Source organism: Microbacterium murale, from assembly GCF_030815955.1.
In the GTDB taxonomy this organism is placed as follows: Bacteria; Actinomycetota; Actinomycetes; order Actinomycetales; family Microbacteriaceae; genus Microbacterium; species Microbacterium murale_A.
Map to the genome: position 1 here is coordinate 3523949 of NZ_JAUSXK010000001.1, position 26855 is coordinate 3550803.

24 protein-coding genes and 1 pseudogene are annotated in these 26855 nt (G+C 65.4%); 17 read left to right on the plus strand and 8 right to left on the minus strand.

What is annotated here, in order from left to right:
- The first annotated feature begins 145 nt into the window (after positions 1-145).
- The 3 genes from QFZ46_RS16975 to QFZ46_RS16985 all read left to right on the plus strand — a co-directional run bounded on the left by QFZ46_RS16975 (position 146) and on the right by QFZ46_RS16985 (position 3332).
- On the plus strand, positions 146-1435 hold the full coding sequence (locus QFZ46_RS16975; protein ID WP_307364656.1) for an inorganic phosphate transporter: 1290 nt from the start codon (positions 146-148) through the stop codon (positions 1433-1435).
- The gene (locus tag QFZ46_RS16980; protein ID WP_307363379.1) at positions 1432-1767 is read left to right on the plus strand and encodes a peptidase; all 336 of its coding nucleotides are present in this window, start codon (positions 1432-1434) and stop codon (positions 1765-1767) included. The genes QFZ46_RS16975 and QFZ46_RS16980 overlap by 4 nt, the downstream gene beginning before the upstream one ends.
- 104 nt (positions 1768-1871) lie before the next feature.
- Positions 1872-3332 carry an aspartate ammonia-lyase gene (locus tag QFZ46_RS16985; protein WP_307363380.1) on the plus strand — a complete coding sequence of 487 codons (1461 nt, stop codon included), beginning with the start codon at positions 1872-1874 and terminating at the stop codon, positions 3330-3332.
- A 40-nt stretch (positions 3333-3372) separates the two neighbouring features.
- On the opposite strand, the gene QFZ46_RS16990 is transcribed toward QFZ46_RS16985, so the two are convergent.
- The gene (locus QFZ46_RS16990) at positions 3373-4242 is read right to left on the minus strand and encodes a fumarylacetoacetate hydrolase family protein (RefSeq protein WP_307363381.1); all 870 of its coding nucleotides are present in this window, start codon (positions 4240-4242) and stop codon (positions 3373-3375) included.
- A gap of 60 nt (positions 4243-4302) precedes the next feature.
- Between QFZ46_RS16990 and QFZ46_RS16995 the strand changes: the two genes are divergently transcribed.
- The 3 genes from QFZ46_RS16995 (at position 4303) to QFZ46_RS17005 (ending at position 6897) form a co-directional block, all read left to right on the plus strand.
- The gene (locus QFZ46_RS16995) at positions 4303-5583 is read left to right on the plus strand and encodes a PrsW family intramembrane metalloprotease (protein ID WP_307363382.1); all 1281 of its coding nucleotides are present in this window, start codon (positions 4303-4305) and stop codon (positions 5581-5583) included.
- A 243-nt stretch (positions 5584-5826) separates the two neighbouring features.
- The gene (locus QFZ46_RS17000; RefSeq protein WP_033104619.1) at positions 5827-6195 is read left to right on the plus strand and encodes an FKBP-type peptidyl-prolyl cis-trans isomerase; all 369 of its coding nucleotides are present in this window, start codon (positions 5827-5829) and stop codon (positions 6193-6195) included.
- Positions 6196-6342: 147 nt separating this feature from the next.
- Positions 6343-6897 (plus strand): YceI family protein, encoded by a 555-nt coding sequence (locus QFZ46_RS17005; protein ID WP_307363383.1) that lies wholly within the window; start codon positions 6343-6345, stop codon positions 6895-6897.
- Between the two features lie 27 nt (positions 6898-6924).
- On the opposite strand, the gene QFZ46_RS17010 is transcribed toward QFZ46_RS17005, so the two are convergent.
- On the minus strand, positions 6925-8208 hold the full coding sequence (locus QFZ46_RS17010; protein WP_307363384.1) for an MFS transporter: 1284 nt from the start codon (positions 8206-8208) through the stop codon (positions 6925-6927).
- A gap of 164 nt (positions 8209-8372) precedes the next feature.
- Between QFZ46_RS17010 and rpsO the strand changes: the two genes are divergently transcribed.
- Entirely contained in the window at positions 8373-8642 is a 270-nt protein-coding gene (gene rpsO / locus QFZ46_RS17015) for a 30S ribosomal protein S15 (protein WP_033104617.1), read from the plus strand.
- Between the two features lie 119 nt (positions 8643-8761).
- Here rpsO and QFZ46_RS17020 read toward each other — a convergent pair whose 3' ends face one another.
- On the minus strand, positions 8762-9766 hold the full coding sequence (locus tag QFZ46_RS17020; RefSeq protein ID WP_307363385.1) for an isopenicillin N synthase family dioxygenase: 1005 nt from the start codon (positions 9764-9766) through the stop codon (positions 8762-8764).
- Positions 9767-9951: 185 nt separating this feature from the next.
- Here QFZ46_RS17020 and efeU point away from each other — a divergent pair, with 185 nt between their 5' ends.
- Genes efeU through efeB form a run of 3 tightly spaced genes read left to right on the plus strand, consistent with a single transcriptional unit; the run spans position 9952 to position 13472 of the window.
- Positions 9952-10914, plus strand: coding sequence for an iron uptake transporter permease EfeU (efeU, locus tag QFZ46_RS17025; protein WP_307363386.1), 963 nt, complete (start codon positions 9952-9954; stop codon positions 10912-10914).
- Positions 10911-12143: an iron uptake system protein EfeO gene (efeO, locus tag QFZ46_RS17030; RefSeq protein ID WP_307363387.1), complete on the plus strand. Its 1233-nt coding sequence runs from the start codon at positions 10911-10913 to the stop codon at positions 12141-12143. Before efeU ends, efeO begins: the two co-directional genes overlap by 4 nt.
- A gap of 21 nt (positions 12144-12164) precedes the next feature.
- Complete coding sequence (efeB, locus tag QFZ46_RS17035) at positions 12165-13472, plus strand: iron uptake transporter deferrochelatase/peroxidase subunit (RefSeq protein WP_307363388.1); 1308 nt, start codon at positions 12165-12167, stop codon at positions 13470-13472.
- A gap of 11 nt (positions 13473-13483) precedes the next feature.
- Here efeB and QFZ46_RS17040 read toward each other — a convergent pair whose 3' ends face one another.
- The gene (locus tag QFZ46_RS17040) at positions 13484-14620 is read right to left on the minus strand and encodes an acyltransferase family protein (protein WP_307363389.1); all 1137 of its coding nucleotides are present in this window, start codon (positions 14618-14620) and stop codon (positions 13484-13486) included.
- Between the two features lie 129 nt (positions 14621-14749).
- Between QFZ46_RS17040 and QFZ46_RS17045 the strand changes: the two genes are divergently transcribed.
- The gene (locus QFZ46_RS17045; RefSeq protein ID WP_307363390.1) at positions 14750-15976 is read left to right on the plus strand and encodes an LLM class flavin-dependent oxidoreductase; all 1227 of its coding nucleotides are present in this window, start codon (positions 14750-14752) and stop codon (positions 15974-15976) included.
- Between the two features lie 2 nt (positions 15977-15978).
- A complete protein-coding gene (locus tag QFZ46_RS17050; RefSeq protein ID WP_307363391.1) occupies positions 15979-16623 on the plus strand; it encodes an FMN reductase in 645 nt (214 codons plus the stop codon).
- Between the two features lie 7 nt (positions 16624-16630).
- Here QFZ46_RS17050 and QFZ46_RS17055 read toward each other — a convergent pair whose 3' ends face one another.
- Complete coding sequence (locus QFZ46_RS17055) at positions 16631-17311, minus strand: response regulator (RefSeq protein ID WP_307363392.1); 681 nt, start codon at positions 17309-17311, stop codon at positions 16631-16633.
- Positions 17308-18606, minus strand: coding sequence for a sensor histidine kinase (locus QFZ46_RS17060; RefSeq protein WP_307363393.1), 1299 nt, complete (start codon positions 18604-18606; stop codon positions 17308-17310). The genes QFZ46_RS17055 and QFZ46_RS17060 overlap by 4 nt, the downstream gene beginning before the upstream one ends.
- 153 nt (positions 18607-18759) lie before the next feature.
- On the opposite strand from QFZ46_RS17060, the gene QFZ46_RS17065 reads away from it, so the two are divergent.
- Positions 18760-20196: a cation:dicarboxylate symporter family transporter gene (locus QFZ46_RS17065; protein ID WP_307363394.1), complete on the plus strand. Its 1437-nt coding sequence runs from the start codon at positions 18760-18762 to the stop codon at positions 20194-20196.
- A gap of 65 nt (positions 20197-20261) precedes the next feature.
- On the opposite strand, the gene QFZ46_RS17070 is transcribed toward QFZ46_RS17065, so the two are convergent.
- Together QFZ46_RS17070 and QFZ46_RS17075 are read right to left on the minus strand one after the other, a co-directional pair.
- Positions 20262-20441 (minus strand): DUF5302 domain-containing protein, encoded by a 180-nt coding sequence (locus tag QFZ46_RS17070; RefSeq protein WP_188436807.1) that lies wholly within the window; start codon positions 20439-20441, stop codon positions 20262-20264.
- A gap of 9 nt (positions 20442-20450) precedes the next feature.
- Positions 20451-21071 (minus strand): DedA family protein, encoded by a 621-nt coding sequence (locus QFZ46_RS17075; RefSeq protein WP_307363395.1) that lies wholly within the window; start codon positions 21069-21071, stop codon positions 20451-20453.
- A gap of 154 nt (positions 21072-21225) precedes the next feature.
- Here QFZ46_RS17075 and QFZ46_RS17080 point away from each other — a divergent pair, with 154 nt between their 5' ends.
- From QFZ46_RS17080 to QFZ46_RS20025, 4 genes and pseudogenes are all read left to right on the plus strand, one after another.
- A complete protein-coding gene (locus QFZ46_RS17080) occupies positions 21226-23151 on the plus strand; it encodes a GDSL-type esterase/lipase family protein (RefSeq protein ID WP_307363396.1) in 1926 nt (641 codons plus the stop codon).
- A 147-nt stretch (positions 23152-23298) separates the two neighbouring features.
- Positions 23299-25593, plus strand: coding sequence for a polyribonucleotide nucleotidyltransferase (locus tag QFZ46_RS17085; protein WP_307363397.1), 2295 nt, complete (start codon positions 23299-23301; stop codon positions 25591-25593).
- Positions 25594-25963: 370 nt separating this feature from the next.
- Positions 25964-26491, plus strand: a pseudogene (locus tag QFZ46_RS20020) (aldo/keto reductase); the annotation flags it as partial.
- Between the two features lie 82 nt (positions 26492-26573).
- Positions 26574-26837, plus strand: coding sequence for an aldo/keto reductase (locus QFZ46_RS20025; RefSeq protein ID WP_373457654.1), 264 nt, complete (start codon positions 26574-26576; stop codon positions 26835-26837).
- Positions 26838-26855 lie beyond the last annotated feature (18 nt).

Consider the following 26855-nt stretch of genomic DNA (forward strand, 5'->3'; position numbering starts at 1 on the left):
GTCCAGGTCGAGTTGACCGGAGCCGAGCAGGGTGCGAGGATTTATCGGGGCCGGTTAACGGAAGTAAAACCCACGGTGAACTCTTCGTTCACCACGTCGATCACGTCGGCATCGCTCTTCCTTCACACCAACCCGAAAGCGAATGGTGGAAACCGCAGCCCTCATCGTCGTGCTGGTCATCGTGCTGGCGCTCTTCTTCGACTTCACCAACGGCTTCCACGACACCGCGAATGCGATGGCTACGCCCATCGCCACGGGTGCTCTGAAGCCGAAGACCGCCGTGCTGCTGGCCGCCGGACTCAATCTCGTCGGAGCGTTCCTGTCCACCGAAGTCTCCAAGACGGTGTCGCACGGCATCATCAATGAAGACGCGATCAGAGACTCGGGCGCAGAACTGTTCCTGTCCGTGATCTTCGCCGGTCTCATCGGCGCCATCACATGGAACATGCTCACCTGGCTTCTCGGACTGCCGTCGAGTTCCTCGCACGCGCTGTTCGGCGGACTCATCGGCGCGACCCTCGTCGGTGTCGGTCTCGGTGGCATCGACTTCGGAATGGTGCTCTCGAAGATCGTCCTTCCGGCTCTCATCGCGCCGATCACAGCAGGCATCATCGCCTTCATCGCCACGAAGATCGCCTATTCGATCACGCGCCGTTACGACAACAAGCCCGACGGTCGTGACGGCTTCCGCTGGGGGCAGATATTCACGTCATCGCTCGTCGCGCTCGCCCACGGAACGAATGACGCGCAGAAGACGATGGGCGTCATCACGCTCGCACTCATCACCGTCGGCTGGCAGAGCTCCGAACAGTCGGACCCGTACTTCTGGGTCATCTTCGCCTGCGCTTTCACGATCGCGCTCGGCACCTATCTCGGCGGCTGGCGCATCATCCGGACGCTCGGCAAGGGGCTCACAGATGTGAAGCCTGCTCAGGGATTCGCGGCGGAGAGCTCCACAGCAGCGACGATCCTCGCATCCAGCGCGCTCGGGTTCGCGCTCTCGACAACGCAGGTCGCATCCGGATCGGTGATCGGATCCGGCCTCGGTCGTCGCGGCTCGACAGTACGCTGGCGGACCGCCGGACGGATCGGCATCGGCTGGCTGTTGACGCTGCCGGCGGCCGCCGCGGTCGGCGCGGTGGCCGCGCTGCTCGTCGTCTGGCTGGGCACCTGGGGCGTGGCCATCGATGCGGTTCTCGCTCTCGTGATCATCATCGGGCTGTTCCTGCGTTCGCGCCGCAATGCGGTGACGGCGGAGAACGCCATGAGTGATGTCGCCGAGTCCGGACACGTCGTCGAACTCCCCGACATGCCGCCTCCCACGAGACGTCAGCAGCGGATCGAACAGGCGTTGGCCGAGGCCAAAGCGCGCGCGAAGGCGAAAGCCGATGCCAAGGCGACGACCAAAGCTGCGAAGAAGGGGGCTGGGGAATGAGCGTCACGATCGACTGGTTCGCATTCATACAGGTCTTCGCGGCCGCTCTCATCGGCGCGACCGCCATCGTCACCTTCTACGCACTCGGATTGCGGTTGCTCGTTCGGTCGGGGCACGCACCCGTGGTGAGCCCGGCGGAATTCACGGATGCGATCACTGTGATCACCGAGAAGGAAGCGCGGCGCGCCGCGAAGCAGGCCGCCAAAGCGGCGAAGAAGAATCCCCTCACCGACGCGCAGAAGCGCATCTCCCTGGTCGGTGCCTATGGCTGCTTCGCTGTCTGCGCCGTCGCCGTGATCGGCGGGATCCTGGTGATCGTCGTCGGGCACTGACGTATCGACCGAGCGGTGTCCGGAGACCCCGGCCCGGGACGTCGGCGGCATAGACTGGACGCATCCCCCGTTTCCCGATCCGCCACGACCCACAAGGATGTGACATGGCTTCTGCCGCGCCCTCTCTTACCCGCACCGAGACCGATTCGCTCGGGAGCATGGAGATCCCCGTCGACGCGTACTGGGGCATCCACACTGCCCGCGCCGATGCGAATTTCCCGATCACGAAGCGGCCGATCTCGGTGTATCCGGATCTCATCCGTGCTCTCGCGATGGTCAAGCAGGCGAGTGCTCGCGCGAACAAGGAGATCGGAGCGCTCGACGCGATGAGGGCCGACCTCATCGACGCGGCCGCGCAGCGGGTGATCGATGGCGAGTTCCACGATCAGTTCACGGTGGGAGTCATTCAGGGCGGGGCGGGCACCTCGACGAACATGAATGCGAACGAGGTCATCACCAACATCGCTCTGGAGGCTGCAGGGCACGATAAGGGCGACTACGCGTTCCTGTCTCCGATCGACCACACCAACCGCAGCCAGTCCACCAATGACGTGTACCCGACGGCCGTCAAGATCGGATTGTCGCTGACGTTGCGCGCCCTGCTGGAGGAGCTCGATCTCCTCCGCAGATCCTTCCTGGGCAAGGCCGTCGACTTCCACGACATCCTGAAGGTCGGACGTACCCAGCTCCAGGATGCCGTGCCGATGACGCTCGGGCAGGAGTTCCACGGCTTCGCGACGACTCTCGGCGAAGATCACAGCCGCCTGACCGAGAACGCCTCGCTGATGTTCGAGATCAACATGGGCGCCACCGCCATCGGCACCGGCATCACCACCCACGCCGACTACGCGCCGGCAGTGCTGAAGCATCTGCGCGAGATCACCGCACTCGACCTCGAGACGGCGACCGACCTGGTCGAATCCACCAGCGACACCGGCGCTTTCATGTCGTTCTCGTCGTCGCTCAAGCGCAATGCCATCAAGCTCTCGAAGATCTGCAACGATCTGCGACTGCTCTCGTCCGGCCCTCAGGCCGGTCTCGGTGAGATCAACCTTCCAGCCAAGCAGGCAGGATCCAGCATCATGCCCGGCAAGGTCAACCCGGTGATCCCCGAGGTCGTGAACCAGGTGGCATTCGCGGTGGTCGGCGCTGATATGACCGTCACGATGGCCGTGGAGGCAGGTCAGCTGCAGCTCAACGCCTTCGAGCCGGTCATCGCGCACTCGATCTTCCAGTCGATCACCTGGATGCGTCAGGCGATGTGGACCCTGCGCGTGAACTGCGTCGACGGCATCACGGCGAACACCGATCGCCTCGGAGCGATGGTCGGCGCCTCGGTCGGCGTCATCACGGCGCTCACACCCTTCATCGGCTACGCCGCTGCGGCCGCTCTCGCGAAGACTGCGCTGCTGACCAATCGCAACGTGGCGGACCTCGTGGTCGAGGCGGGCCTGATGTCACGCGAAGAGGTCATGAAGCAGCTCTCTCCGGCACGACTGTCCGGACTGGAGGCGGTCACCGCCGCGATCCGTGTCATTCCGCCGGAGGGCCTGATCGAGATCTGACTCCCCGACGACTGAGTCCCGGTCCGTCGGGGCCAGGGACTCAGTCGTGGATGCGGCAGTGCGTGGTGAGTTCGCCGATGCCGTCGATGCCGACGGTGACGGTCGAGCGGTCGCGCAGGAAGATCTGCGGTTCGCGCGAGTATCCTGCACCACCGGGGCTGCCGGTGGAGATCAGCGTGCCAGGCTGCAGGGTGCTCGACTGCGACAGATGAGCTATGAGCGTCGCGACGGACCTGACCATCTGGCCTGTCGTGGCGTCCTGCACGATGTGGCCGTCCACGACGGTCCAGATGTGCAGGTCCTGGGGATCGGTGATCTCATCCGCCGTGACGGCGTACGGGCCGGTCGGAGTGAACCCGTCGAATGATTTGCAGCGGGACCACTGCGCCTCTGAGAACTGGATGTCGCGGGCGGTGATGTCGTTGACGACCGTGTATCCCCAGACATGGTCGAGCGCGTCCGCCTCGGTCACGTTCTTCGCCGGTCGACCGATCAGCACGCCGAGTTCGGCTTCGTAGTCGACAGACTCGCTCAGAGTGCGCGGCCACTCCGTCGTCGCCTCGTGCGCAGTGAGCGAATTCGGCCATAGCGTGAAGACGGTCGGTGCGGTGTCGGTCTTCAAGCCGAGTTCGCTGGAGTGGGCGGCATAGTTCAGCCCGATCGCGAGGATCACGGGAGGGTTCAGCACCGCGGATGCGAAATCGAACTCTGTGAGGGGATGCCGCGGTGCAGCGCGCTCGTCGAGTGCGGAACGCAGTGCATCGAGGGCTTCGTCACCACCGTCGATGAGCTGCTGAAGGGTGAGCGGGGCCGGGTCGATCAGATCGGAGACCAGAACGGCCTCGGCATCCTGGATCACCGCGAGGTGGGGGGCGGAGGAGTCCGGCCGACGTAGATGGGCGAAACGCATGTCCTCTACGCTACCGCCCACGCGTTGGGAGCGATGTGAGGGTACCTCTAGGCTTTGGCTATGTCATTCGGAGGACCGTCAGAGCCGCAGTACACGCCGCCCCCCGCTCAGCAGCCCCAGTACTCGCAGCAGCAGTACGCGCAGTCGCCTTACACGCCGCCGCAGTTCAGCCAGCAGCCGGTGTACGCCTCGGCGCTGGCGCAGCCGACGCCGTACTCGCCACCCGCACCCGCAGCGCCAGCCCCGGCCGGTGCGCTGCCGATGCTTCCCGTGCCGTCGAAGAAGGGCAGGACCGTGTCGATCTGGCTGTTCGGAGTCCTGGGCTTCGCACTGGTCGCACTGATCGGCTACTTCGTATGGGCGCTGGGAGCGGTGGCATCAGGCATGGGGCTCGTCCTCGCGCTCATCCCGCTCGCGATCGTGTTCCTCGGCGTCTACATCATCGATCGCTGGGAGCCGGAGCCGAAACTGCTCATCGTCTTCGCGATCGCCTGGGGCGGGGTCGCAGCGGTCGGATTGACGCTGCTCGTCGACATCGGCATCACGCTCATGGTCGGCCTGCGTTCCGAGGTGTTCAGCGCAGTGATCCAGGCGCCGATCATCGAGGAGCTCGCCAAGGGCCTGGGTATCTTCATCATCTTCCTGATCGGCAGACGCGCCTTCGACGGGCCGATCGACGGCATCGTCTACGGAGCCCTGATCGGCGGTGGATTCGCCTTCACCGAGAACATCCAGTACTTCGCGATCAGTCTGATCGAGGGCGGTGGCGAACAGCTCACCGCCACCTTCGTGATGCGCGGGCTGCTCTCGCCGTTCGCGCATGCCATGTTCACCGCGCTCACCGGCTTCGCCATGGGGCTTGCGGCACGCCGAACCTCCTCGAAGGGAGCGGTTCTGGGTGCTGGGCTGCTGGGTCTGCTCGGCGCCATGATCCTGCACGGATTCTGGAACGGTTCGGCGATGTTCGCCGACTTCTTCGCGCTCTACATCACCCTCCAGGTGCCATTGTTCATCGGGTTCATCCTCGCCATAGTCGCGTTACGCAAAGAAGAGGCCCGCATCACCAGAGAACGACTGGGTGACTACGCGGCCGCCGGATGGTTCACCCCGGAGGAGATCACGATGCTGGCGACTCCCGCCGGACGCAAGGTCGGACTCAGGTGGGCGGCGAGCCTGCGGGGTGATCGCAGGCCGCTGATGAAGACCTTCATCAAGGATGCCGCTGCTCTCGCCGCCGTACGCCAGCGCGCGATCGCCGGTCGTGACCCTCTCGCAGCCGACGACGAGCGGGCTCTGCTGACTCGCACGCGCGCGACGCGTGCGGCCCTTCTGGCGTACTGAGAACCGGGAGGTTTCGACGGATCCGGCTTCGCGGCCGCGTTCCGGACCAAGACTCAGCGCCCGGTGCTGCGGCGATGCCTGCATGTCTACCGGGCGCTGAGTTGATCTGTAATTAGGGTGCACCCGGGTCTGCGTGATGTCAATACCCTTCGCGTGGGTGCCGAGCGCCGAGCACGATAAGTGTTCGCTGTGGGCAGGTGCCCTCGCATTGACCCGGTCCTGAGCCTCCGGTTGTATGGAGTCATGACTGATCGCACAAAGCCCGAGTTCGACGCCCCCACCGCTCCCGCTCCTGCAGAGCTCGTCACCAGAGACATCATCGAAGGTGACGGTGCCGCGGCCAAGCCCGGCGACACCGTGACCGTCCACTACGCGGGCGTCGAGTACGACTCCGGCGAAGAGTTCGACTCCTCCTGGGGTCGCGGCGAGACGATCCAGTTCCCGCTGCGCGGACTCATCCAGGGCTGGCAGGACGGCATCCCCGGCATGAAGATCGGCGGGCGTCGCGAGCTGATCGTCCCCCCTCACCTCGCATATGGTCCCGCCGGATCCGGTCATTTCCTGTCGGGGAAGACCCTCATCTTCATCATCGATCTGGTCGCCGTAGGCTGACCGCGGTCGTAGCGCACAGAGCCCTCGTCCCACATCGGGACGGGGGCTCTTCGTATTGTTCGAGAATCCCGGAATACATTCACGCGCATATGAGTTGGAACCACGTGAACGCCATGAGACGGCCCAATCCTTGAGGAGAGAACCCACATGACCACTATCGACATTCCCGGCTACCGCGCAGGCACCTGGATCCTGGACCCCGCACACAGTGAGGTCACGTTCAGCGTCCGCCACATGATGATCTCGAAGGTGCGCGGCACATTCGGCATGAAGAGCGCCACGCTGGTCGCCCCCGAGAACCCCCTCGAGGCGAGGGTCGAGGCGAGCGTCGATGTCACGTCCATCGACACCAACGACGAGGGTCGCGACGGCCACCTCCGTTCGGCCGACTTCTTCGACACGGAGAACTTCCCGACCATGGAGTTCGTCTCCACCGCTGCGCGTGCGGAGGCCGACGAGTTCTTCATCGACGGTGACTTGACCATCCGCGGCGTGACCAAGCCGGTGAGCTTCAAGTTCGACTTCGGCGGCTTCGGCACCGACCCGTACGGCAACTACAAGGCCGGCGCATCTGCGACGACGATCGTCAACCGTGAGGACTTCGGTCTCACTTGGAACGCGGCATTGGAGACCGGCGGAGTGCTCGTCGGCAAGGACATCACGATCAACCTCGACCTTCAGGGCGCGCTGCAGCAGGACTGATCTGCGTCAGGAGAACCCCGGGCCCGTTCAGGGCTCGGGGTTCTCTGCGTCATACATGCGGAATCTCGGGGTGAAGCGGACCAGCACCCCGACGAGCGCGATCACGAGCAGTCCACCGAGCAATGGCGGGAACCAGAGCGCGGTGAATGTCGCGAGCGCGCCGGCGTAAAGGGCACCGAGACGCGGTCCACCGGCGACGACGATGATGAAGATGCCCTGCAGCCGGCCGCGGATGGCATCCGGCACCGACGCCTGCATCATGGTGTTGCGGTAGATCGAGCTGATGTTGTCTGCGGCGCCGGAGAGCGCCAACGCCACGCAGGCGGCGACGATGAGGCCGATGTTCGCGTGGGTCTCGCTCGCCCCGGGCATCCAGACACCGAGCAGGAGCACTGCACCGAACAGTGCTATCGCCGCCCCGTACGCCTGGACGGCGCGTTCGATTCCGCGGCCGTGCCAGCGGTAGCGGACGACGCGGCCGGAGAACAGACTGGAGAGGAACGTGCCGGCGGCCACCGCTGCGGTCAGTGCGCCCGTCGTCACCGCGCCGCCGCCGAGGAGCACGGTGCCCAGCGCGGGAAACAGTGCCAGTGGTTGCCCGAACGTCATCGCGACGATGTCGACCAGGTACTGCATCCGGATATTGGCCGCGCGCTTGAGGAAACGCCAGCCGTCGACCAGGGACTCCAATCCCGGGCGCACGATGTTCCCCTCGGGGCGGAGGGCGGGAAGCGACCACAGCCCGAGGAACATCGCGAGCATGAGCATGACGTCGATGGTGTACGTCCAGCCGTAGCCGGTGACTGCCACGAGGATGCCGGCGAGGGCTGGGCCGACCATCACCATCACGCCGATCGTGATGCCGTTCAGCGCGGATGCCGCGGCGAGGAGGTCGCGGGGGATGAGACGCGGAACGATCGCCGTGCGCGTGGCCATGCCTACCGAGTTCGCAGCGGAGTTGATCATGCTCAACGCGTACAGCCACCAGATCGTCTCGAGCTGGCCCCAGGTGAGCACCGCGAGCAGCAGAGTCGAGACGAACGTGATGATCGCAGCGATGAGGGCGACCTTGCGTCGATCGAACGCGTCGGCGAGCATCCCGCCATACAGGCCTGCGAGGATCATCGGGATGAGGCCGGCCACGGCGACCATGGAGACGGCGAACGTGCTCGCGGTGAGTTCGAACACGTGCAGCATCACGGTGACGATGGTGAGCTGGCCACCGAGACCGGCCAGCGTCGAACCGATCCACATTCGCGTGAACGCCCGACTCGCGCGAAACGGACGCAGGTCGATGAAATTGCCGCTCACTCGATGAGGCTATCGGGTTCGTCAGGTGCCCCGGCGCACGCAGGTCTCGGGCCCGGGCGAACGCTGGTAGACTCTACAGGTTGCCGTTTGATCGGCCGCGGATAAAGAGAGCTCACGCATCAGGTGTTGGGCGCCGCGCAACGAACTGAAAGGGGATCCCATCTATGCCACTCGAGTCTGACGCCAAGAAGGCGATCATGGAAGAGTACGCGACGCACCCCGGTGACACCGGATCCCCCGAGGTGCAGGTCGCGATGCTGACGCAGCGCATCAAGGACCTCACCGAACACCTCAAGGATCACAAGCACGACCACCACTCGCGTCGTGGCTTGTTCCTCATGGTGGGTCAGCGCCGTCGTCTGCTCGGCTACCTCCAGGACATCGACATCGCGCGTTACCGCACGCTGATCGAGAAGCTTGGACTGCGCCGCTAAGTCGCACCCAGCGTAATATCGCACTTCTTCCGAAGGCCGTCCCAGGTGTGGGGCGGCCTTCGTCGTTCCTCGGTGCGTCCGACGTTCGCTTCCCGATGGCACGGGCTGCCGCGGCGGACTCAGGCTGAGGCGGCGACCAGATCGGTGTGGTGAATGGCGGCGACATCGGGATGCGCGCGCAGCCGCGACTTCAATGCGTTCTCGCCGTACAGGCTGTGGATGGGGTTCGTCGGGTCATCTGTCACGCCACGCGCCTCGGCGGCGAGCTCGGCCGGCAGATCGATGATCGGCAACTTGGCGTCGAGCGCCGGGTTGAAGAAGAACGGCACCGAGATGCGCTCACCTGGAGCCTTCGGCGAGATCACACGGTGATTGGTGGCCTTGAGATATCCGCCGGTCGCGTATTCGAGCATCTCGCCGATGTTGACGACGAATGCGTCGGCCACCGGGGGAGCGTCGACCCAGGTACCGTCTCGCTCGACCTGCAGGCCGCCCTTCCCTGGCTCGACCCAGAGCAGCGTCAGCACGCCGGAATCCTTGTGCGCGCCGACTCCCTGCTGCGGTTCCGGCTCATTCGTGCCCGGGTAGCGGACGATCTTGATCAGGGTCGACGGGTCGCCGAAGTTCGACTCGAAGTGCGACTCGTCTGCACCCAGGGAGAGGGCCCAGGCCCGCAGGAGCTTGCGTGCGACCCCACTGAGGTGCGCGTGCCATTCGGCGACGACTTCGCGCAACTCGGGCTGAGCGGCTGGCCAGAGGTTCGGTCCGATCAGGCGGTTGAAGGCGGGGCCACCGGCCACTGCATCCCGTTCCGGTCCGATGTCGATCTGCTCGCGCCAGTCGACCTTGCCCTGCGTCCGCTCGCCGCCGATCCGGGTGTAACCGCGGAAGTGCGGGCTCTTCACGTTCTCGATCGAGAGCTTGTCGGCGTCGGGGAGTGCGAAGAAGTCGAGCGCAGCCTGATGCAGGCGAGCAGAGAGATCGGCCGTGACCCCGGTGCCGGTGAGGTAGAAGAATCCGACGTCGTGCGTCGCAGCACGCAGATCGTCGCGGAACTGCGCGGCGGACTCCGGACCGGCGTCGAGCTGGGAGAGGTCGAGGATGGGAAGGTTCAGATCAGCCATGTCCTGAGGCTAAGACGATTTCTCCCGTCACGCGATGAGTGTTGCGTCTCGTTACCGCGGACCGCGCGCAGAGGTGTCTCGAGCGCTGATCCGCAACGGCTGATCGATGAGACGTCCGAAGGTGCTAATGTCATCCTGTAAGGCGTGCCTTACCTAATCTACCGGCTGCAGAAAGTTCACCATCCGTGCTCGCCACTTTCCTCATCGGCCTTCGTGAAGGGCTGGAAGCCGCGCTCGTCGTCGGTATCCTCGTCGCCTATCTCGGCCGGCTCGGTCGCCGTGACGTGCTGCCGCGGATGTGGATCGGAATCGGGCTCGCGATCGCGCTGGCTCTCGGCATCGGCGCTGTGCTCACCTTCGGTGCATACTCGCTGACGTTCGAGGCGCAGGAGATCATCGGCGGCACGCTCTCCCTGCTCGCCGTCGGCATGGTCACCTGGATGATCTTCTGGATGCAGAAGGCCGGCCGCACCATGAAGAAGACGCTCGAAGGCGGTGTCGACCTCGCGTTGGCGCACGGCGGGCTCTGGGCGCTCGTCGCAATCGGATTCATCTCCGTCGCGCGGGAGGGCATCGAGACCACGCTGTTGCTGTGGTCGATGGTTCAGTCCTTCGGCGATGCGCCGGCAGCGTTGAGCGGGGCGCTGCTGGGGCTCGCCTGTGCCGTCCTGATCGGAACAATGCTCGCGCGCGGCGCGGTGAAGCTGGATCTCCGGCGCTTCTTCGCCTGGACCGGTGGCTTTCTCGTGATCGTCGCAGCCGGCGTTCTCGCATACGCGGTGATGGATCTGCAGGAGGCCGGGGTGCTGCCAGGACCGTTCTCCGCCGGCGCGCCGTTGGACCCGATCACCGGCGCCGTTGCGATCGGATGGGGCGCCTTCCCATTCGGCTGGGCCTTCGACGTCAGCACTGTCCTCGCGCCAGGCAGCGCTCTCGCCGCGATCCTTCAGGCGACAGTGGGATTGATGCCCGTCATGACCTGGCTTCAAGTACTGGCATGGGGTCTTTACATCCTCGTCGTCGGCTCATTCTTCGTGCGCGGAATCCTGTCGACGCGCTCACCTTCTTCCACAGCCTCGAGGAGCACCTCGACGCGCACCGACCTCTCTGATCCGCCGAGGGTCATCGAAACCCAAGGAGCAAAATGACCACGCCCACTCGACTGCTCGGAGCCCTGGCCGCCACCGGAGCCGTGGCGCTCGTCCTCTCCGGCTGCGTCGCGAAGGCCGACGTGGCGGATGCCGCGGCGCTGGCAGTGTCATCCACGGATGCTGACTGCGCTGTGTCGGATTCGACGGCGAGGAGCGGAACGCTGACCTTCGAGGTGAAGAACGAGTCCAGCCAGGTGAGCGAGTTCTACCTTCTGGCGTCCGACGGACTGCGGATCGTGGGCGAGGTCGAGAACATCGCGCCGTCGGCCTCGCGTACGTTGACAGTCGTCGCACAGCCGGGTGAGTACTTCACCGTCTGCAAGCCGGGAATGATCGGCGACGGTGTCGGCAGGGCCGCGTTCACCGTCTCCGGTGACACGGTGGCGATCGACGGCGAGGACGCTGACCAGAAGCAGCAGGCAGTCGACCTCTATGCGGCGTTCGTGAAGGACCAGGTCGGGCAGCTGGTTCCCGCCCTCGATGAATTCGTCGCGGCGTACGAGTCCGGTGACGATGGCACCGCTCGTGAGATGTTCCCGCAGGTGCGCGCGTATTACGAACGCATCGAGCCGGTCGCAGAGTCTCTCGGCGACCTCGATCCACGTATCGATTACCGCGAGGTGGATGCTGTCGCCGAGGGACTGGATTGGACAGGGTTCCATCGCATCGAGAAGGACCTCTGGATTCCCGCTGAGGACGCTTTGAACGCCGACGCCGAAACCCCCGCATGGCAGGATTGGGCGCCTTCTACCGTCGAGCAGCGGGGTGAGTTCGGCGACCAGCTCGTCGCGGATGTGCAGGAGCTCTACGAATACGTGCATTCGGACGTCTTCGTCGACGCGTTGAATGAACAGGGCATCGGCGGTATCTCCAACGGTGCGATCGCTCTGCTGGACGAGGTCGCCACGGGAAAGATCAGCGGCGAAGAGGACTGGTGGTCAGGTACCGATCTCTGGGATTTCGCGGCCAACGTCGAGGGATCGAAGATGGCGTTCTCGCTCGTCCGTGACTTCGCAGATGCCCAGGGTGACGACGGTGCTGCGCTGGTCGAGGACATCGATGCGGGATATGCAGCTCTGGAAGAGGCTCTCGCCGAACGCGGCTCGCTGGAGTCCGGATTCATCGGGTACACCGCGCTCACCGATGACGACAAACGAGAGCTCACCGATCTGCTCAATGCGCTCGCTGAGCCGCTGTCGCAGCTGACCGGCACAGTGCTCTCCTGATGCGTGCCGCCCGACCCTGACATGACAGATCACACCGAAGCAGACGCCTCGCCGGCGCCGTCGATCGAGGTACCCGCATCCGTTCCGACCGGTCTCAGCCGGCGAGGACTGCTCGGCCTCGCTCTCGGAGGCGGTGCCGCCGGGCTGGCCATCGGCGTGGGGACGGGCCTCGCCGGTGGTATCGCCATCGGCCGCGAACGGGAGCGGGGCGAGAGCGGCGAACCTTTCGCCTTCTTCGGCCCCCATCAGGCCGGCATCACCACGCCAGTGCAGGACCACCTGCACTTCGCATCCTTCGACATGATGCCGCGCACGGATCGCGATGATCTCATCACACTGCTGCAGGACTGGTCCTACGCAGCATCCCGCCTGACGCAGGGGCTCGAAGTCAGTGCGACCGGGGCAGTGGGCGGGGACGCCCGGACTCCGCCGGATGACACCGGTGAGGCTCAGGGATTGAGTGCGAGCGGACTCACCATCACGATCGGGTTCGGGCCGACCCTCTTCGAGAATGAAGACGGCGACCGTTTCGGCATCGCGTCTCGACGACCCGTCGGGCTGGAGCGGCTGCCGTCGTTCCTCGGCGATGATCTCAACCCCGATCTGTCGGACGGCGATCTCTGCATCCAGGCCTGCGCGGATGATCCGCAGGTGGCGGTGCACGCGATCCGCAACCTCAGCCGGATAGCTTTCGGTCGGGCGAGGCTGCGCTGGTCGCAGTTGGGCTTCGGTCGCACGTCACGCACCACCGCTGATCAGGCGACACCGCGCAATCTGTTCGGCTACAAAGACGGCACAGCGAACATCCTCGCCAGCGACTCGGGGGCGCTCGACGATCACGTCTGGGTCGCGGCATCGGATGAGCCGGCGTGGCTGCGCGGTGGTTCCTACCTCGTTGCACGCAAGATCGCGATGATCGTGGAGACCTGGGATCGGGTGCGACTCGAGGAGCAGAATCGGATCATCGGTCGGGACAAGGGGGAGGGTGCTCCGTTGTCGGGCGGCGACGAGTTCCATGAGCCGGACTTCGCCTCGGATGCGATCCACCAGGACAGTCATGTGCGCCTTGCGCACCCTGGCCAGAACGATGGCGTGCGCATCCTGCGCCGCGGGTACAACTATGTCGACGGGAACAACAGCCTCGGACGCCTGGATGCGGGGCTCTTCTTCCTCTCGTATCAGCGAGATCCCGCGCGGTACATCTCGCTGCAGCGAAAGCTGTCGACTGATCTCATGAACGAGTACATCCGCCATGTGGGATCGGGCGTGTGGGCGATCCCGGCGGGGGCGGCCGCGGGGTCGTATGCCGGAGCCGAGCTGTTCGCCTGATCCGATCCGGGTCAGCCTTCGCGTGGCCTGCGCGATCCGGTCGGGTCGTCACGACGCGAGGTGTCGGCGGACAACCGTTGATCCGAGAAGAGCCAGTGCGCTCGAGGCTCGACCAGCGGACGGAACACCCAGCGCACCGGTCTGGTCGCCAGCACCAGCGCGATCGCGACAGACACGATGATCACGGCAGGCAGCCAGATCCACGTCGGCTCCGCATCGCGGAGGATGCCCGATTCACGGAATGGATAGAGCACGAATGAGTGCAGCAGGTACACGTACATCGTGTACTGGCCGAATCTCGTCCACCATTGCAGCCGCCGCGGGATCAGCACGAAGAATGCCGCACTCAGGATCAGACCGATCGCGATGAGGAGCAGACGTATGCCGCCGGACCACCAATCTTCTCCGCCGAGATCCACGTACGTGTCGTCGTAGAAGAACCACTTGTCGAGGTTGATGCTCTCCCATAGCGCCACCCAGTTCCATGCGACGAAGACATCCACGGCGAATACGACCACCGCGATCGCACGCAGCCACCACGGGCGGAAGTCGATCAGCCGGAAGCGATCGACGACGTCGTGCTCCCGCAGCCACCATCCCAGCACGAAGAAGGGCAGGAACCCCAGTGTGCGCGAGAGTGAGAATGTGCTGTCGACATTCGAGAGATAGCCCGCGCCGACCGAGATCAGCACGCTCCACACCAGCGGCCACCGCAACAGCGCGAGGTACGGCAGCACGAGTCTGAAGATGCCGAGCGCGAGCAGGAACCACAGCGTCCACGACGGTTTGGTGAGGTTCGGCTCTGCCTGTCCTTCCACCAGCCATTTCGTCAGGGTCCAGAGCAGCTCGAAGATCACGTACGGCACCAGGATGTCGGTGATGACGCGCGCCATCTGCTTCCGGGTGGGCGGTGCGGATTTCGAGAAGTAGCCGGCGATGATCGCGAACGCGGGCATGTGGAACGCGTACAGAGCCAGGTACAGAGCCATCGCGATACTGGAGTCGTACGTGAGGCGTTGGATGGCGTGCCCCAGCACGACGAGCACGATGCAGGCGTAGCGGGCATTGTCCCAGAAGGGTACGCGTCTGCGGGGCCGCGGGATACGACCGGTGACCGGTCCGGTCGGCGTCTGTGCGGCACTGCTCATTCCTCGAGGCTACCTGCCGCACTTGAGCGCGACGGGAATAATGTGGCGAGGGTTGCGTTGTCCCATATACATGCATTTGAATAGAAGCGACATGCGCACAGCATCCGCCTCGAGAACCCGGAGCACATCATGAGCGAGCAGGCCGAAACCTCAGGCATCCAGTTCGGACTCTTCACCGTCAGCGACGTCACCCAGAATCCTGTGACGGGCGAGACGCCCAGCGAAGGTCAGAAGATCAAGGATGCGATCACGATCGCGAAGCATGCCGAAGAAGTCGGTCTCGACGTCTTCGCCGTCGGCGAGCACCACAACCCGCCGTTCTGGTCGTCGTCTCCCTCAACGACACTCGCGGCGATCGCCGCACAGACCGAGCGGATCATCCTCTCGACCTCCACGACGCTGATCACCACGAACGACCCGGTGAAGATCGCCGAGGACTTCGCGATGCTGCAGCACATCTCGGACGGTCGTACCGACCTCATGCTCGGGCGCGGCAACACAGGCCCGGTCTACCCGTGGTTCGGCAAGGACATCCGCCAGGGGCTCCCGCTCGCGATCGAGAACTATGCGCTGCTGCGCAAGTTGTGGGATGAAGACGTCGTCGACTGGGAGGGCAAGTTCCGCACGCCGTTGCAGGGTTTCACATCCACGCCTCGTCCGCTGGACGGCGTCGCCCCGTTCGTCTGGCACGGCTCCATCCGCACGCCGGAGATCGCCGAACAGGCCGCGTACTACGGCGACGGGTTCTTCGCGAACAACATCTTCTGGCCGAAGGAGCACTACCAGCGCCTGATCGAGCTCTACCGCCAGCGCTACGCGCACTACGGCCACGGCACGCCGGAGCAGGCGATCGTCGGTCTCGGCGGCCAGGTGTTCATGCGCGCCAAGTCGCAGGATGCGGTGAACGAGTTCCGTCCGTATTTCGACAATGCGCCGGTGTACGGTCATGGTCCGAGCATGGAGGACTTCACCGAGATGACGCCATTGACGGTCGGTTCGCCGCAGCAGGTCATCGACCGCTATGCCGCGATGCGCGACACGTTCGGCGATTACCAGCGCCAGCTGTTCCTGATCGATCACGCGGGTCTTCCGTTGAAGGTCGTGCTCGAGCAGCTCGACATCCTCGGCGGCGAGGTCGTGCCCGAGTTGCGCCGCGAGCTCGCGAAGAACCGTCCGGCGAATGTTCCGGATGCTCCGACCCACGCCGCGCGCGTCAAGGCCGTGTACGGTGACGGACCCGCCCGCGAAGCGCGCCCTGGCGCGAACCGGGGCGACAACCTGACCGGGGGCAGTCCCTATCAGGACGCAGTGGCGCCCGCCGGCGCCGCATTCGGCCTCAGCCGGAAGGAGGCATGAGCATGAGCACACGTCGCATCGCAGTGGTCTCCGCCGGCCTCTCCAACCCGTCCTCGACCCGCATGCTGGCCGACCGGATGGCAGCCGAGACAGTCAAGCAGCTCGCGGAGCGCGGGATCGAGGCCACCGTCGACATGATCGAACTGCGCGACCTCGCACACGACATCACGAACAACCTGCTGACGGGCTTCGCACCGGCAGAGCTCGAGACTGCGCTCAACTCGGTGTACTCCGCGGATGCACTGATCGTCGTGACGCCGATCTTCTCCACCAGCTACTCCGGGCTGTTCAAGTCGTTCATCGACGTGCTCGACCCGGATGCGCTCACCGGCAAACCGGTGCTGATCGGCGCGAACGCCGGTACGCCACGGCATTCTCTGGCGATCGACTACGCGATCCGTCCGCTGTTCGCATACCTGCACGCAGAGGCTGTCTCCACCGGTGTGTTCGCGGCATCCAGTGATTGGGGCGGCGCCGGCGACGATGTCGCCCCGCTGGCGAAGCGCGTCGAGAAGGGGGCACGCGAACTGGCCGATGCCGTCGCCCGAAAAGATGCCGCGACGTCGAGCGACCCGTTCGACCCGGCGAACTACCTGGGCGAGGGACGTTCCTTCGGCCACCTGCTCGGCGGCCTCGCGGGGGAGTAGCGGTCGCTCATCGCCACCGGTACTCGGTCTCAGGGCGGCCTCGGCCGCGGTACCGGGCGGCGCGCTCGAGCCTTCCCTCGTCTGCGAGGTGCTCGAGGTAACGACGCGCGGCCACTCGTGACATTCCGAGCTGTTCTGCGGCCTCGCTCGCCGACAGGACGCCCGCGGTGCGGGCGGCCGATGTCACTCGGGCGAGCGAGGACGCGGAGAGCCCCTTCGGCACCTTGATGCTCCCGGTCGGACGCGAAGCGCCCAGGAGCGCATCGATCTCGGCCTGGCTCGCCTGACCGGCCGCGGCGACGGCCTGCGCGCTGTACGCGCGGTGCTGATCCAGTCGCTCCCGGAATGTGGAGAAGGTGAAGGGCTTGACCAGGTACTGCACCACGCCGAGCGCAGCCATCTGACGCACAGTCTCGGCGTCGCGGACAGCGGTGATGGCGATGACGTCGACGCTGATCGACCGTGCTCGCAGATGTCGCAGTAAGTCGAGCCCCGTGCCGTCCGGCATCGTCATGTCGAGCAGCACCAGATCGATCCCACCCTGCGGAGGGCTCTCGATCAGTGCGTGCAGTGCGGCACGGGCGCCGCTGCACTCGCCGACGACGGTGTAGCCGTCCAACCGCTCGATATAGTCGCGATGCAATTCCAGGGTCAGCGCATCGTCGTCGACGAGCAGAGTATGGATCATGAGAGTGGTCCCTTTCCGGATGCACCGGACTCGGATGCGCCGGGCAGCGTCACGCGGAATTTCGTCGGTCCGTCTTCGATCTCCACAGTCCCTCCGACATCGTTGACGATCGACCGCACGAGAGCGAGCCCTACGCCCCTGCCATCGGTTCCGGCGGGCTTGGTCGAGAATCCGTGCTGGAAGATCTGTTCGCGCGCTGCGACAGGGATTCCTGCACCGCTGTCCGAGACCTCCAGGACCACCCAGCCCTCCCGCGCTGGTCGGACCTCGACACGTATCCAGCGCTCAGCAGCTGCGGCGGCGGCATCCAGAGCATTGTCGATGAGGTTCCCGAGCACGGCGATGCTGTCCATCGGCGCGAGCGCGGAGCGCGGAGCGTCCGGGGCGATAACCGCTGTCCAGTCGACACCGCGCTCTTTCGCCTGCGACGCCTTGCCCAGCAGCAGAGCGCCGACCGTCGGGTCACCGTCACGTCGAGCGGTGACCTGATCCACGAGCGACTGACTCTGCTGCGATGTCTCCGCCAGGATGTCGATCGCTTCACTGGTGCGGCCGAGCTCCAGCAGCGCGATCGCGGTATGCATCCGATTGCCGTGCTCGTGCGTCTGTGCGCGCAGCGCTTCGCCGAGCGTGCGCACCGACTCGTATGACGCCACCGCGTCCCGTACCTGTCCCGCCGGCAGATCTCCCGCGATGCGGCGGGTGTAGCGGCGAGCGAGGAAGGCGCCGAGAGAACCCGCGGCGACGATCAGCGCCGAGATTCCGAAGGCAGAGGGAAGTCTGCCCAAGAAGGACTCGGCGATGGACTCGACGGTCACGCCGGCTGCCACCCAGCCGACGCCCTCACCGGCCGAATTGAGAACCGGGGTGATCGTTCGGACCGAGGCGCCGAGGGTGCCGGTGAACTCTTCGGTGAGTGTGGTCTGCGTGGCAGGGATCGTGCCGCGGTACTGGGCGCCGAGCTGAGTGGGGTCGGGATGGGTCACACGGGAGCCGGTCGCTGTCATCACCGTGATGAAGTCCAGAGCGGAATGATCGACGACGGCGGTTGCGTAGGGCTGAAGTGCGGCGGATGCGCTCTCGGCGTCTTCGCTGTCGAGTGCCTCGATGACACTCGGAGAATCGGCGATCGACTGCGCCAGCGCGCTCGTGAGCTGCTCGGCGTCGACCCGAGATGCGCGTTGCGTCTGGAGAGCCAGGACGATCGCCGCGAGGACTCCCGCCAGGATCGCCGCGATGAGAAGCACGACGAAGACGTGAGACGCCGCGCTGCGGCTGCGCTCCGAACGCGTCATCGCGATCTCCCTCGTCATCCCCGATCGGGCCGGGCACGACCAATACGACCACAAATGGTGGACATCCGAGAACCCCGAGAGGGTGAAACCCGTTCACCCGGCGAATCGCCGGACGTCATGCGACGACGCAGTTCATGATCACGGAGGTACGACATGGCCATCACAACGAGTTTCTCACTTCCCGGCTACAACTGGCGAAAGAGCAAACGCTCCTGGGACAAGCACACCTGGCTGTATGTGTCGGTCCTCATCGCCGTCGTGCTGGGAGCCGCGGTCGGATTGCTCCTGCCGGAATTCGCACAGAGTCTTGAGCCGCTCGGCAAGGGCTTCGTCTCGCTGATCAAGATGATGATCGCCCCCATCATCTTCTGCACGATCGTGGTGGGTGTCGGATCGATCGCGAAGGCGGCGACGGTCGGGAAGATCGGCGGCCTCGCGCTGCTGTACTTCATGCTGATGTCGACATTCGCCCTGGCCCTCGGCCTGGTCGTCGGAAACATCATCCACCCCGGAACGGGTCTCGACATGGCCGGCGCCTCGTACGACGCGACGACCACAGAGGCGAAGACGACTCAGGACTTCATCCTCGGGATCATCCCCACCACGTTCTTCTCGGCCTTCACCGGCGAGAGCGTGCTGCAGGTGCTCTTCATCGCCCTGCTGGTCGGATTCACCGTGCAGGGGCTCGGCGAGAAGGGTGCGCCGATCATGGGCTTCGTGAAGCACCTGCAGGTCCTGGTGTTCCGCATCCTCGGCATGATCCTCTGGCTCGCGCCGATCGGCGCGTTCGGTGCGATCGCCGCAGTCGTCGGAAAGACGGGCATCTCCGCGATCTGGGGGCTGGGGCTGCTGATGGTCGCGTTCTACATCACGTGCATCGTGTTCATCATCGGAGTGCTCGGCACGCTGCTGTACTTCGTCACGCGCCTGAACATCTTCCAGCTCATCAAATACCTCGCGCGTGAGTACCTGCTCATCGTCGGCACGTCGTCCTCCGAGTCGGCACTTCCCCGACTCATCGCGAAGATGGAGCACATCGGTGTGTCCAAGCCGGTCGTCGGAATCACGGTTCCCACGGGATACTCGTTCAATCTCGACGGGACGGCGATCTATCTCACGATGGCCTCGCTGTTCATCGCGGCGGGCATGGGCCAGCCGATGGCGATAGGCGAGCAGATCGGGCTGCTCGTGTTCATGATCATCGCGAGCAAGGGAGCGGCCGGTGTCACCGGTGCGGGGCTCGCCACACTGGCCGGAGGCCTGCAGGCGTATCGCCCTGACCTCGTCGACGGGGTCGGCGTGATCGTGGGAATCGACCGCTTCATGTCGGAGGGACGTGCGCTCACGAACTTCACCGGGAACGCTGTCGCGACCCTGCTCATCGGCACCTGGACCAAACAGTTCGATCCCGCTCGGGCGCGGCGCGTCCTCAGCGGTGCGCAGCCCTTCGACGAGTCCATGCTCGACGGTGCGGCTCATGATGGGATGTCCACCGCGACGGATGCTGTCGACACCCAAGGCTTGGAAGAAGCAGCCGTCGCAGAGCTGGGAGCGAAGCAGGCGCGCGCCCGGGCACGGGCTCAGCGCTGAGGCCGACTTCTCAGCAAAGGCGGAAGAGGAAGAGGGCCACCCTGATCGGGTGGCCCTCTTGGCGGTCATCCGCTCTTGCGTCGGAACTCACGTCGCGTCTGCGGCGCATTCGCCGCATGGACGGCGGAGTCGCCGTCCAGATGCGATTCACCGTCGCGGTGATGTGCGTTCTTCTTCTCGAGCGCTTCCTTGAACTTGCGCTTCATCTCCTCAGACGAGGAGGCTGCGCCTTCTTCGGTGCTCATGGTGCCAGCCTAGTCGGACGGCACCCGCGCTGCGACAGGATTTCGTCGACGGGTGCGCCTGCGGATCAGCAGATCGATCAGAGCGCCGAGCCCGACCGCAGCGACCACCGACACGAGAACGGACACGATGGGGGCGCCGGGAAGGATCGCTGCGAACAGGGCGCCGACTGCCGCTTGGTACGTCGCCCAGCCGGTGGCTGCGAGCGCGACCAGCCCCAGGTAACGCGCGATCGGAATGCGGGTCGCGCCGGCGACGAGGTTGATCGCGAGCCGTGCGAAGGGAATGAATCGTGCGGTGAACAGCACTACGGCCGTTCCCGCATCCAACCGCGCTCGTGCCCAACGCTGTGCCCGTTGCAGACGTTCCGAGCGCATCCAGCGCCATCGATCGACGCCCACCCAGCGCCCGATCGCATAACAGAGCAGATCGCCACAGGCCGCAGCAGCGGCAGCGATCAGGATCACCGCCCACAGCGGCGGAGCGCCTGTCGACGTCGACAGGGCACCCAGCGCAGTCACGGCGATCTCGCCGGGAATGATCACGAAGAACGCGTCGCCGAAGACGAGCAGAGCCATCACGGCGAGGGCCCATGGCCCGGTCACCGCATCCGTCAGAACGTCCGGAATCACGTTGCCACTCTGACGGGCGAAGGTGAACGGGAACCGAATCGGGGACAGCCGGTGAAGGACAGCCGTGCAACAGGTGAACACTCGGCTGCAGCGCTCGCCGGTGTCAGATGGGCACGTTTCTCGGAGCCATCCTGAGATCGTGAGAGTCGCAATCGTGACCGAGTCATTCCTGCCGCACATGAACGGCGTGACAGGATCTGTACTGCAGATCCTGCGCCACCTCGAGCGCACGGGCCATGAGGCTCATGTGATCGCCCCGGATGCCGTCGGCATCCCCTCCCAGGTTCATGGCGCACGGATCGAGCCCGTCGCAAGTCTGGCGTTGCCCGGCTACCGGAACGTCAGGGTCGGCGCCGCCACCACCCACCGCGTCGCAGCATCCTTGTCGCACTTCCGACCGGACGTGGTGCATCTGGCTTCGCCGTTCGCGTTGGGATGGCGCGGGGTACTGGCGGCATCGGGCACAGGGGTCCCCTCTGTCGCCGCGTATCAGACCGACATCGCGGCCTACACCGAGCGCTATCGGCTCGCTGCTACCACGACGTTCGCTCGGAATCACATCGTCCGACTGCACCGCCGCGCGAACCTCACTCTCGCGCCTTCGAGCGAGTCGGAACGTCAGCTGACCGAGCTCGGCGTCGACCGCATCCGTCGCTGGGGACGCGGGGTGGATGCCGAGCGCTTCCACCCTTCGCGTCGTGACGAGCAATGGCAGCGGCGCACGGGCGAAGAGGTCATCGTCGGCTACGTCGGCAGGCTCGCCGCCGAGAAGCAGGTGGAGGATCTCGCCGTGCTGCAGCAGGTGCCAGGCGTGCGCCTCGTGATCGTGGGTGACGGGCCGTCGAAAGCCCGACTTCAGATGATGTTGCCGGATGCGTCGTTCCTCGGACACCTCGACGGCGACGCGCTCGCGACGGCCATGGCATCGTTCGACATCTTCGTGCACCCGGGCGAGAGCGAGACCTTCGGGCAGACGCTGCAGGAGGCACACGCGAGCGGAGTGCCGATCGTCGCGACGGGACGCGGGGGACCGCTCGATCTGGTTCGGATGGGCATCGATGGATGGCTGTACCGGCCAGGCGACCTGGCTGACCTTCGTATGCGCGTGGCGGACCTGGTCGGTGACGGTCGCAAACGTCGTGCCTTCGGGGTCGCCGGTCGTGCCGCGGTCGAGGGTCGCAGCTGGCAGGCAGTGTGCGATCAGCTGGTCGGGCACTTCGAGGAGGCGCGCGAGCTGCACGATGTCGACCAGCAGTTGCGGAGCGCTCGCATCCGCCGACCTGAACCTGCGATTCCGGTGTCAGGGCGACGCTGGCAGCGCTATGTCGCGCTGGGCGACTCGTTGACCGAAGGACTGTGCGATCCGGCACCAGATGGCGCGCTTCGCGGCTGGGCCGATCGTCTCGCGCTGCTGCTGGCCGCGCGTGGCGGCCTCCATTATGCCAACCTCGCCGTCCGGTCCAGAAGAGTCCGTGACGTGTGCGGGGAACAGCTCACCAGGGCTCGAGAGTTGCGGCCGGATCTCGTGTCGATCCTGATCGGCGCGAACGACCTCGTGAAGTCTCACGTCGATGTCGCCTCGCTCGCCGCACAGGTCGAGCAGGTCGTGCGCACCCTGCGTGAGGACGGGGCGGACGTGCTCCTCGTCACACCGTTCCTGCCGGATCGTCGGGCGGCACGACTGTTCACGGCCCGATTCGCGGACTTCTCCAGCCGACTGGCTGCGATAGCAGAGCGCACAGGGGCGATGCTGCTCGACACCGATCTGCACCCGGTGCTGTCGTCCAGGCCGAACTGGGGAGAGGACCTCGTGCACCTCAGCAGCCGGGGGCACCGTTTCCTGGCTTATCGGGCGGGTGAGATGCTCGGCGTACCGCACGCGGAGACACTCGGTGCTCTGGATCAGGTGCTGCACGATGTGGATGCCACGACCCGTGCCGCATGGTGGCAGCAGCATGCTCTGCCATGGGTGTGGCGCAGACTTCGGGGCCGCGTGGCGGGCGATGGTCGGGTCGCCAAGCACGACGACTACGTCTATATCGGCCGTTCGTCGGCCATGCGGAGCGTCGAAGTCGGCTGATGCGCCCAGGTCATCCGTGGAATCCGCATGCGCTGGTAGGCTGGCAAAGGACTGCTGTGTGCAGTTCGCGCGCCGTATTGTGCGCGCTGACGTATGATCTCGCCCGTCACACGGACGGACGAGTCTAAACAAAGAAGGAGAGACCTCTTGGAAGGTCCTGAAATCACTGCCGCCGAGGCCGTTCTTGACAACGGCCGCTTCGGCACCCGCACCATCCGCTTCGAAACCGGCCGCCTCGCTCAGCAGGCGCAGGGTTCGGTTGCGGCCTACCTCGACGGAGAGACCATGATTCTCTCCGCCACCAGCGCGGGCAAGCACCCGCGTGAAGGATTCGACTTCTTCCCGCTGACCGTCGACGTCGAAGAGCGTTCATACGCAGCAGGCAAGATCCCCGGCTCGTTCTTCCGTCGCGAGGGTCGTCCCTCGACAGAGGCCATCCTGGTCTGCCGTCTGATCGACCGCCCGCTGCGTCCGTCGTTCGTCGACGGCCTCCGCAACGAGGTCCAGGTCGTCATCACCGTTCTGTCGATCGCTCCGGGCGAGTACTACGACGCTCTGGCGATCAACGCGGCGTCCGCGTCGACCCAGATCTCGGGTCTGCCGTTCTCCGGTCCTATCGCCGGTGTGCGCCTCGCGCTCATCCCCGGCCAGGGCGAGAACGCCGACCAGTGGGTCGCGTTCCCGAACCAGGCCCAGGTCGAAGAAGCCGTGTTCGACCTGATCGTCGCCGGTCGCGTCGTCAAGAAGTCCGACGGCTCCGAAGACGTCGCGATCATGATGGTCGAGGCTGAGGCAACCGAGAACAGCTGGAACCTCATCAAGGGCGGCGCTGTCAAGCCGAACGAAGAGGTCGTCGCAGGCGGCCTCGAGGCTGCCAAGCCGTTCCTGAAGCAGCTCGTCGAGGCGCAGGCCGAGATGGCCTCGCACTCCTCGAAGGCTCCTGGCGTGTACCCCGTCTTCCCGGCGTACGAGCAGGGAACCTACGACTTCATCGCCGCATCCGCGACGGCTGATCTCGAGAAGGTGTACCTGATCGCTGACAAGATCGAGCGACAGACCGCCGATGACGAGGTCAAGGACCGCGTCAAGGCCGAGGTCGCAGCGGCCGTGGAGGCTGGAACGCTTCCCGCTTCCGCCGCCGGCGAGGTCTCGGGCGCCTACAAGTCGCTGACGAAGAAGATCGTCCGCGGTCGCGTGCTGTCCGAGGGCGTCCGCATGGACGGTCGTGGCCTGGCTGACATCCGCCCGCTGGACGCCGAGGTGCAGGTCATCCCGCGCGTTCACGGTTCGGCGATCTTCCAGCGCGGCGAGACCCAGATCATGGGTGTCACCACGTTGAACATGCTCAAGATGGAGCAGCAGATCGACTCGCTGTCCCCGACGACGAGCAAGCGCTACATGCACCACTACAACTTCCCGCCCTACTCGACCGGTGAGACCGGACGCGTAGGTTCGCCGAAGCGTCGTGAGATCGGGCACGGCTTCCTTGCCGAGCGCGCGCTCGCGCCTGTGCTGCCCAGCCGCGAAGAGTTCCCCTACGCGATCCGCCAGGTGTCCGAGGCTCTCGGCTCCAACGGTTCGACGTCGATGGGCTCCGTCTGCGCTTCGACCCTGTCGCTGCTGAACGCGGGTGTGCCGTTGCGCGCAGCCGTCGCCGGCATCGCCATGGGACTCGTCTCCGACGAGGTCGACGGCCAGACGCGTTACGCGGCGCTGACCGACATCCTCGGTGCGGAAGACGCACTCGGCGACATGGACTTCAAGGTCGCGGGTACCAGCGAGTTCATCACGGCGATCCAGCTCGACACGAAGCTCGACGGACTCCCGTCCGACGTTCTCACGGGCGCGCTGACCCAGGCTCGCGATGCGCGCCTGACGATCCTCGGTGTGCTGAACGCAGCGATCGATGCGCCTGACGAGATGGCGCCGACGGCGCCCCGCGTCATCAGCGTGCAGATCCCGGTCGACAAGATCGGCGAGCTGATCGGCCCGAAGGGCAAGACGATCAACGCGATCCAGGACGAGACGGGCGCTCAGATCTCCATCGAGGAGGACGGCACCGTCTACATCGGTGCTACCGACGGTCCTTCGGCCGAGGCCGCTCGTGCGCAGGTGAACGCGATCGCCAACCCCACCAACCCTGAGGTCGGCGAGCAGTTCCTCGGCACGGTCGTGAAGATCGCGTCGTTCGGCGCGTTCATCTCGCTCCTGCCCGGCAAGGACGGACTGCTGCACGTCACCGAGGTGCGCAAGCTCGCCGGTGGTAAGCGTGTGGAGAACGTCGATGACGTGCTCTCCGTCGGCCAGAAGATCCTCGTGAAGATCACGAAGATCGACGACCGCGGCAAGCTGTCGCTCGAGCCCGTCCTCGATGACGCTTCTGCTGCCGAGGCTGCTCCTGTGGCTGAGGCCGCGCCAGAGGCGGAGACCGCCGAGGCGTAAGCCAGACCAGGCAGGCCTGGATTCTGCTCCTCTGGGGCGGAATCCAGGCCTTCTTCGTATCTGATGTGACCGAAACGTTATGCAAAGTTTGCCGGGTGTTACCGGCAATGGTCAGAGTTGTCTCCGTCGTCGCTTACTCTCGAAATACGCACCGGGGGGTGCACACGGATCACGCAAGTCGTTGTCAGAGGACATGTGCGGGGGTGGATGAAGGATGCGACCGTTCAACGCAGGCGCTGTCGAACAGCAGGCGAGCCCGCAGGAGCGGTCTCTTGTGCATCCGTCCGCACCGATCCCCGTCGTCGGACCAGGAGTGGGCGAGACCATCCGTGTCACGCTCGGCGAGACGGGGCTGGAGACGTTCCCGCTCATGCTGGGGGCAGCGGAGTTCGGCTGGAACGTCGACCTCGAGACCAGCCACGCGATCCTTGACCGCTATATCGAGTTCGGCGGCAACGCGATCCACACCGCGGATGGCTTCTCCGGCGGCCGGAGCGAGCACATCATCGGGCAGTGGCTGCGCTCGCGCGGCCACAGGGACCGCACGCTGCTGAGCGTGCGCATCGGTTCGCACGCCGACAATCCGGGTCTCGGATCGGTGAACCTGGTGCGCGCTGTCGAGGGTTCCCTCAACCGGCTCGGGGTGGAGCGTATCGACGTCCTGTATCTCGATGCGACGCTCGATCAGTCGACCAATCTGGAAGACACCCTGGCCACGGTCGAATGGCTGCGTGACGCGGGCAAGATCCGAGCCATCGGCGCCTTCGGGTTCACTCCTGAGCGTCTGGTCGAGGCACGCATCCTCGCGGCCGCGGGCTATCCGCGCTTCGAGGTGCTCGATGAGCCCTACAACCTGATCCGACGGCAGACCTTCGAGGGTGACCTGCGTCTGGTCGCCGGCGCACAGAGCCTCGCCGTCACGCCTTCCCACGCGCTTGAACACGGCTTTCTCTCGCGGCCGGCACCGCAGCAAGGCGCTGATGTCTCAGGGCGTGCGTGGAGAGCAACTGCGCGGACATCTGAATCGCCGAGGCATCCGCATCCTTCGCGCGCTCGACCAGGTGGCGACCGAGATCGCCGCACCCGTTGCGGCTGTGTCCATCGCCTGGCTGCTCGCTCAGCGCACGATCGCCGCGCCCATCGTCAACACGTTCGCGACGCACCACGTCGAGGAACTCATGCAGGGTGCCGGGATCTCACTTTCGCGCACGCAGGTCGCTGAACTCACCCGAGCCGGAAACTGATTCACGTCGGTTCGTAAC

What these genes read in the sequence shown, in the direction of transcription:
- QFZ46_RS16980 (WP_307363379.1), top strand. Translation starts at nt 1,432, where the DNA reads ATGAGCGTCACGATCGACTGGTTCGCATTCATACAGGTCTTCGCGGCC.
- QFZ46_RS16985 (WP_307363380.1), top strand. Translation starts at nt 1,872, where the DNA reads ATGGCTTCTGCCGCGCCCTCTCTTACCCGCACCGAGACCGATTCGCTC.
- QFZ46_RS16990 (WP_307363381.1), bottom strand. Translation starts at nt 4,242, where the DNA reads ATGCGTTTCGCCCATCTACGTCGGCCGGACTCCTCCGCCCCCCACCTC.
- QFZ46_RS16995 (WP_307363382.1), top strand. Translation starts at nt 4,303, where the DNA reads ATGTCATTCGGAGGACCGTCAGAGCCGCAGTACACGCCGCCCCCCGCT.
- QFZ46_RS17000 (WP_033104619.1), top strand. Translation starts at nt 5,827, where the DNA reads ATGACTGATCGCACAAAGCCCGAGTTCGACGCCCCCACCGCTCCCGCT.
- QFZ46_RS17005 (WP_307363383.1), top strand. Translation starts at nt 6,343, where the DNA reads ATGACCACTATCGACATTCCCGGCTACCGCGCAGGCACCTGGATCCTG.
- rpsO (WP_033104617.1), top strand. Translation starts at nt 8,373, where the DNA reads ATGCCACTCGAGTCTGACGCCAAGAAGGCGATCATGGAAGAGTACGCG.
- QFZ46_RS17020 (WP_307363385.1), bottom strand. Translation starts at nt 9,766, where the DNA reads ATGGCTGATCTGAACCTTCCCATCCTCGACCTCTCCCAGCTCGACGCC.
- efeO (WP_307363387.1), top strand. Translation starts at nt 10,911, where the DNA reads ATGACCACGCCCACTCGACTGCTCGGAGCCCTGGCCGCCACCGGAGCC.
- efeB (WP_307363388.1), top strand. Translation starts at nt 12,165, where the DNA reads ATGACAGATCACACCGAAGCAGACGCCTCGCCGGCGCCGTCGATCGAG.
- QFZ46_RS17040 (WP_307363389.1), bottom strand. Translation starts at nt 14,620, where the DNA reads ATGAGCAGTGCCGCACAGACGCCGACCGGACCGGTCACCGGTCGTATC.
- QFZ46_RS17045 (WP_307363390.1), top strand. Translation starts at nt 14,750, where the DNA reads ATGAGCGAGCAGGCCGAAACCTCAGGCATCCAGTTCGGACTCTTCACC.
- QFZ46_RS17050 (WP_307363391.1), top strand. Translation starts at nt 15,979, where the DNA reads ATGAGCACACGTCGCATCGCAGTGGTCTCCGCCGGCCTCTCCAACCCG.
- QFZ46_RS17055 (WP_307363392.1), bottom strand. Translation starts at nt 17,311, where the DNA reads ATGATCCATACTCTGCTCGTCGACGACGATGCGCTGACCCTGGAATTG.
- QFZ46_RS17060 (WP_307363393.1), bottom strand. Translation starts at nt 18,606, where the DNA reads ATGACGCGTTCGGAGCGCAGCCGCAGCGCGGCGTCTCACGTCTTCGTC.
- QFZ46_RS17065 (WP_307363394.1), top strand. Translation starts at nt 18,760, where the DNA reads ATGGCCATCACAACGAGTTTCTCACTTCCCGGCTACAACTGGCGAAAG.
- QFZ46_RS17070 (WP_188436807.1), bottom strand. Translation starts at nt 20,441, where the DNA reads ATGAGCACCGAAGAAGGCGCAGCCTCCTCGTCTGAGGAGATGAAGCGC.
- QFZ46_RS20025 (WP_373457654.1), top strand. Translation starts at nt 26,574, where the DNA reads ATGTCTCAGGGCGTGCGTGGAGAGCAACTGCGCGGACATCTGAATCGC.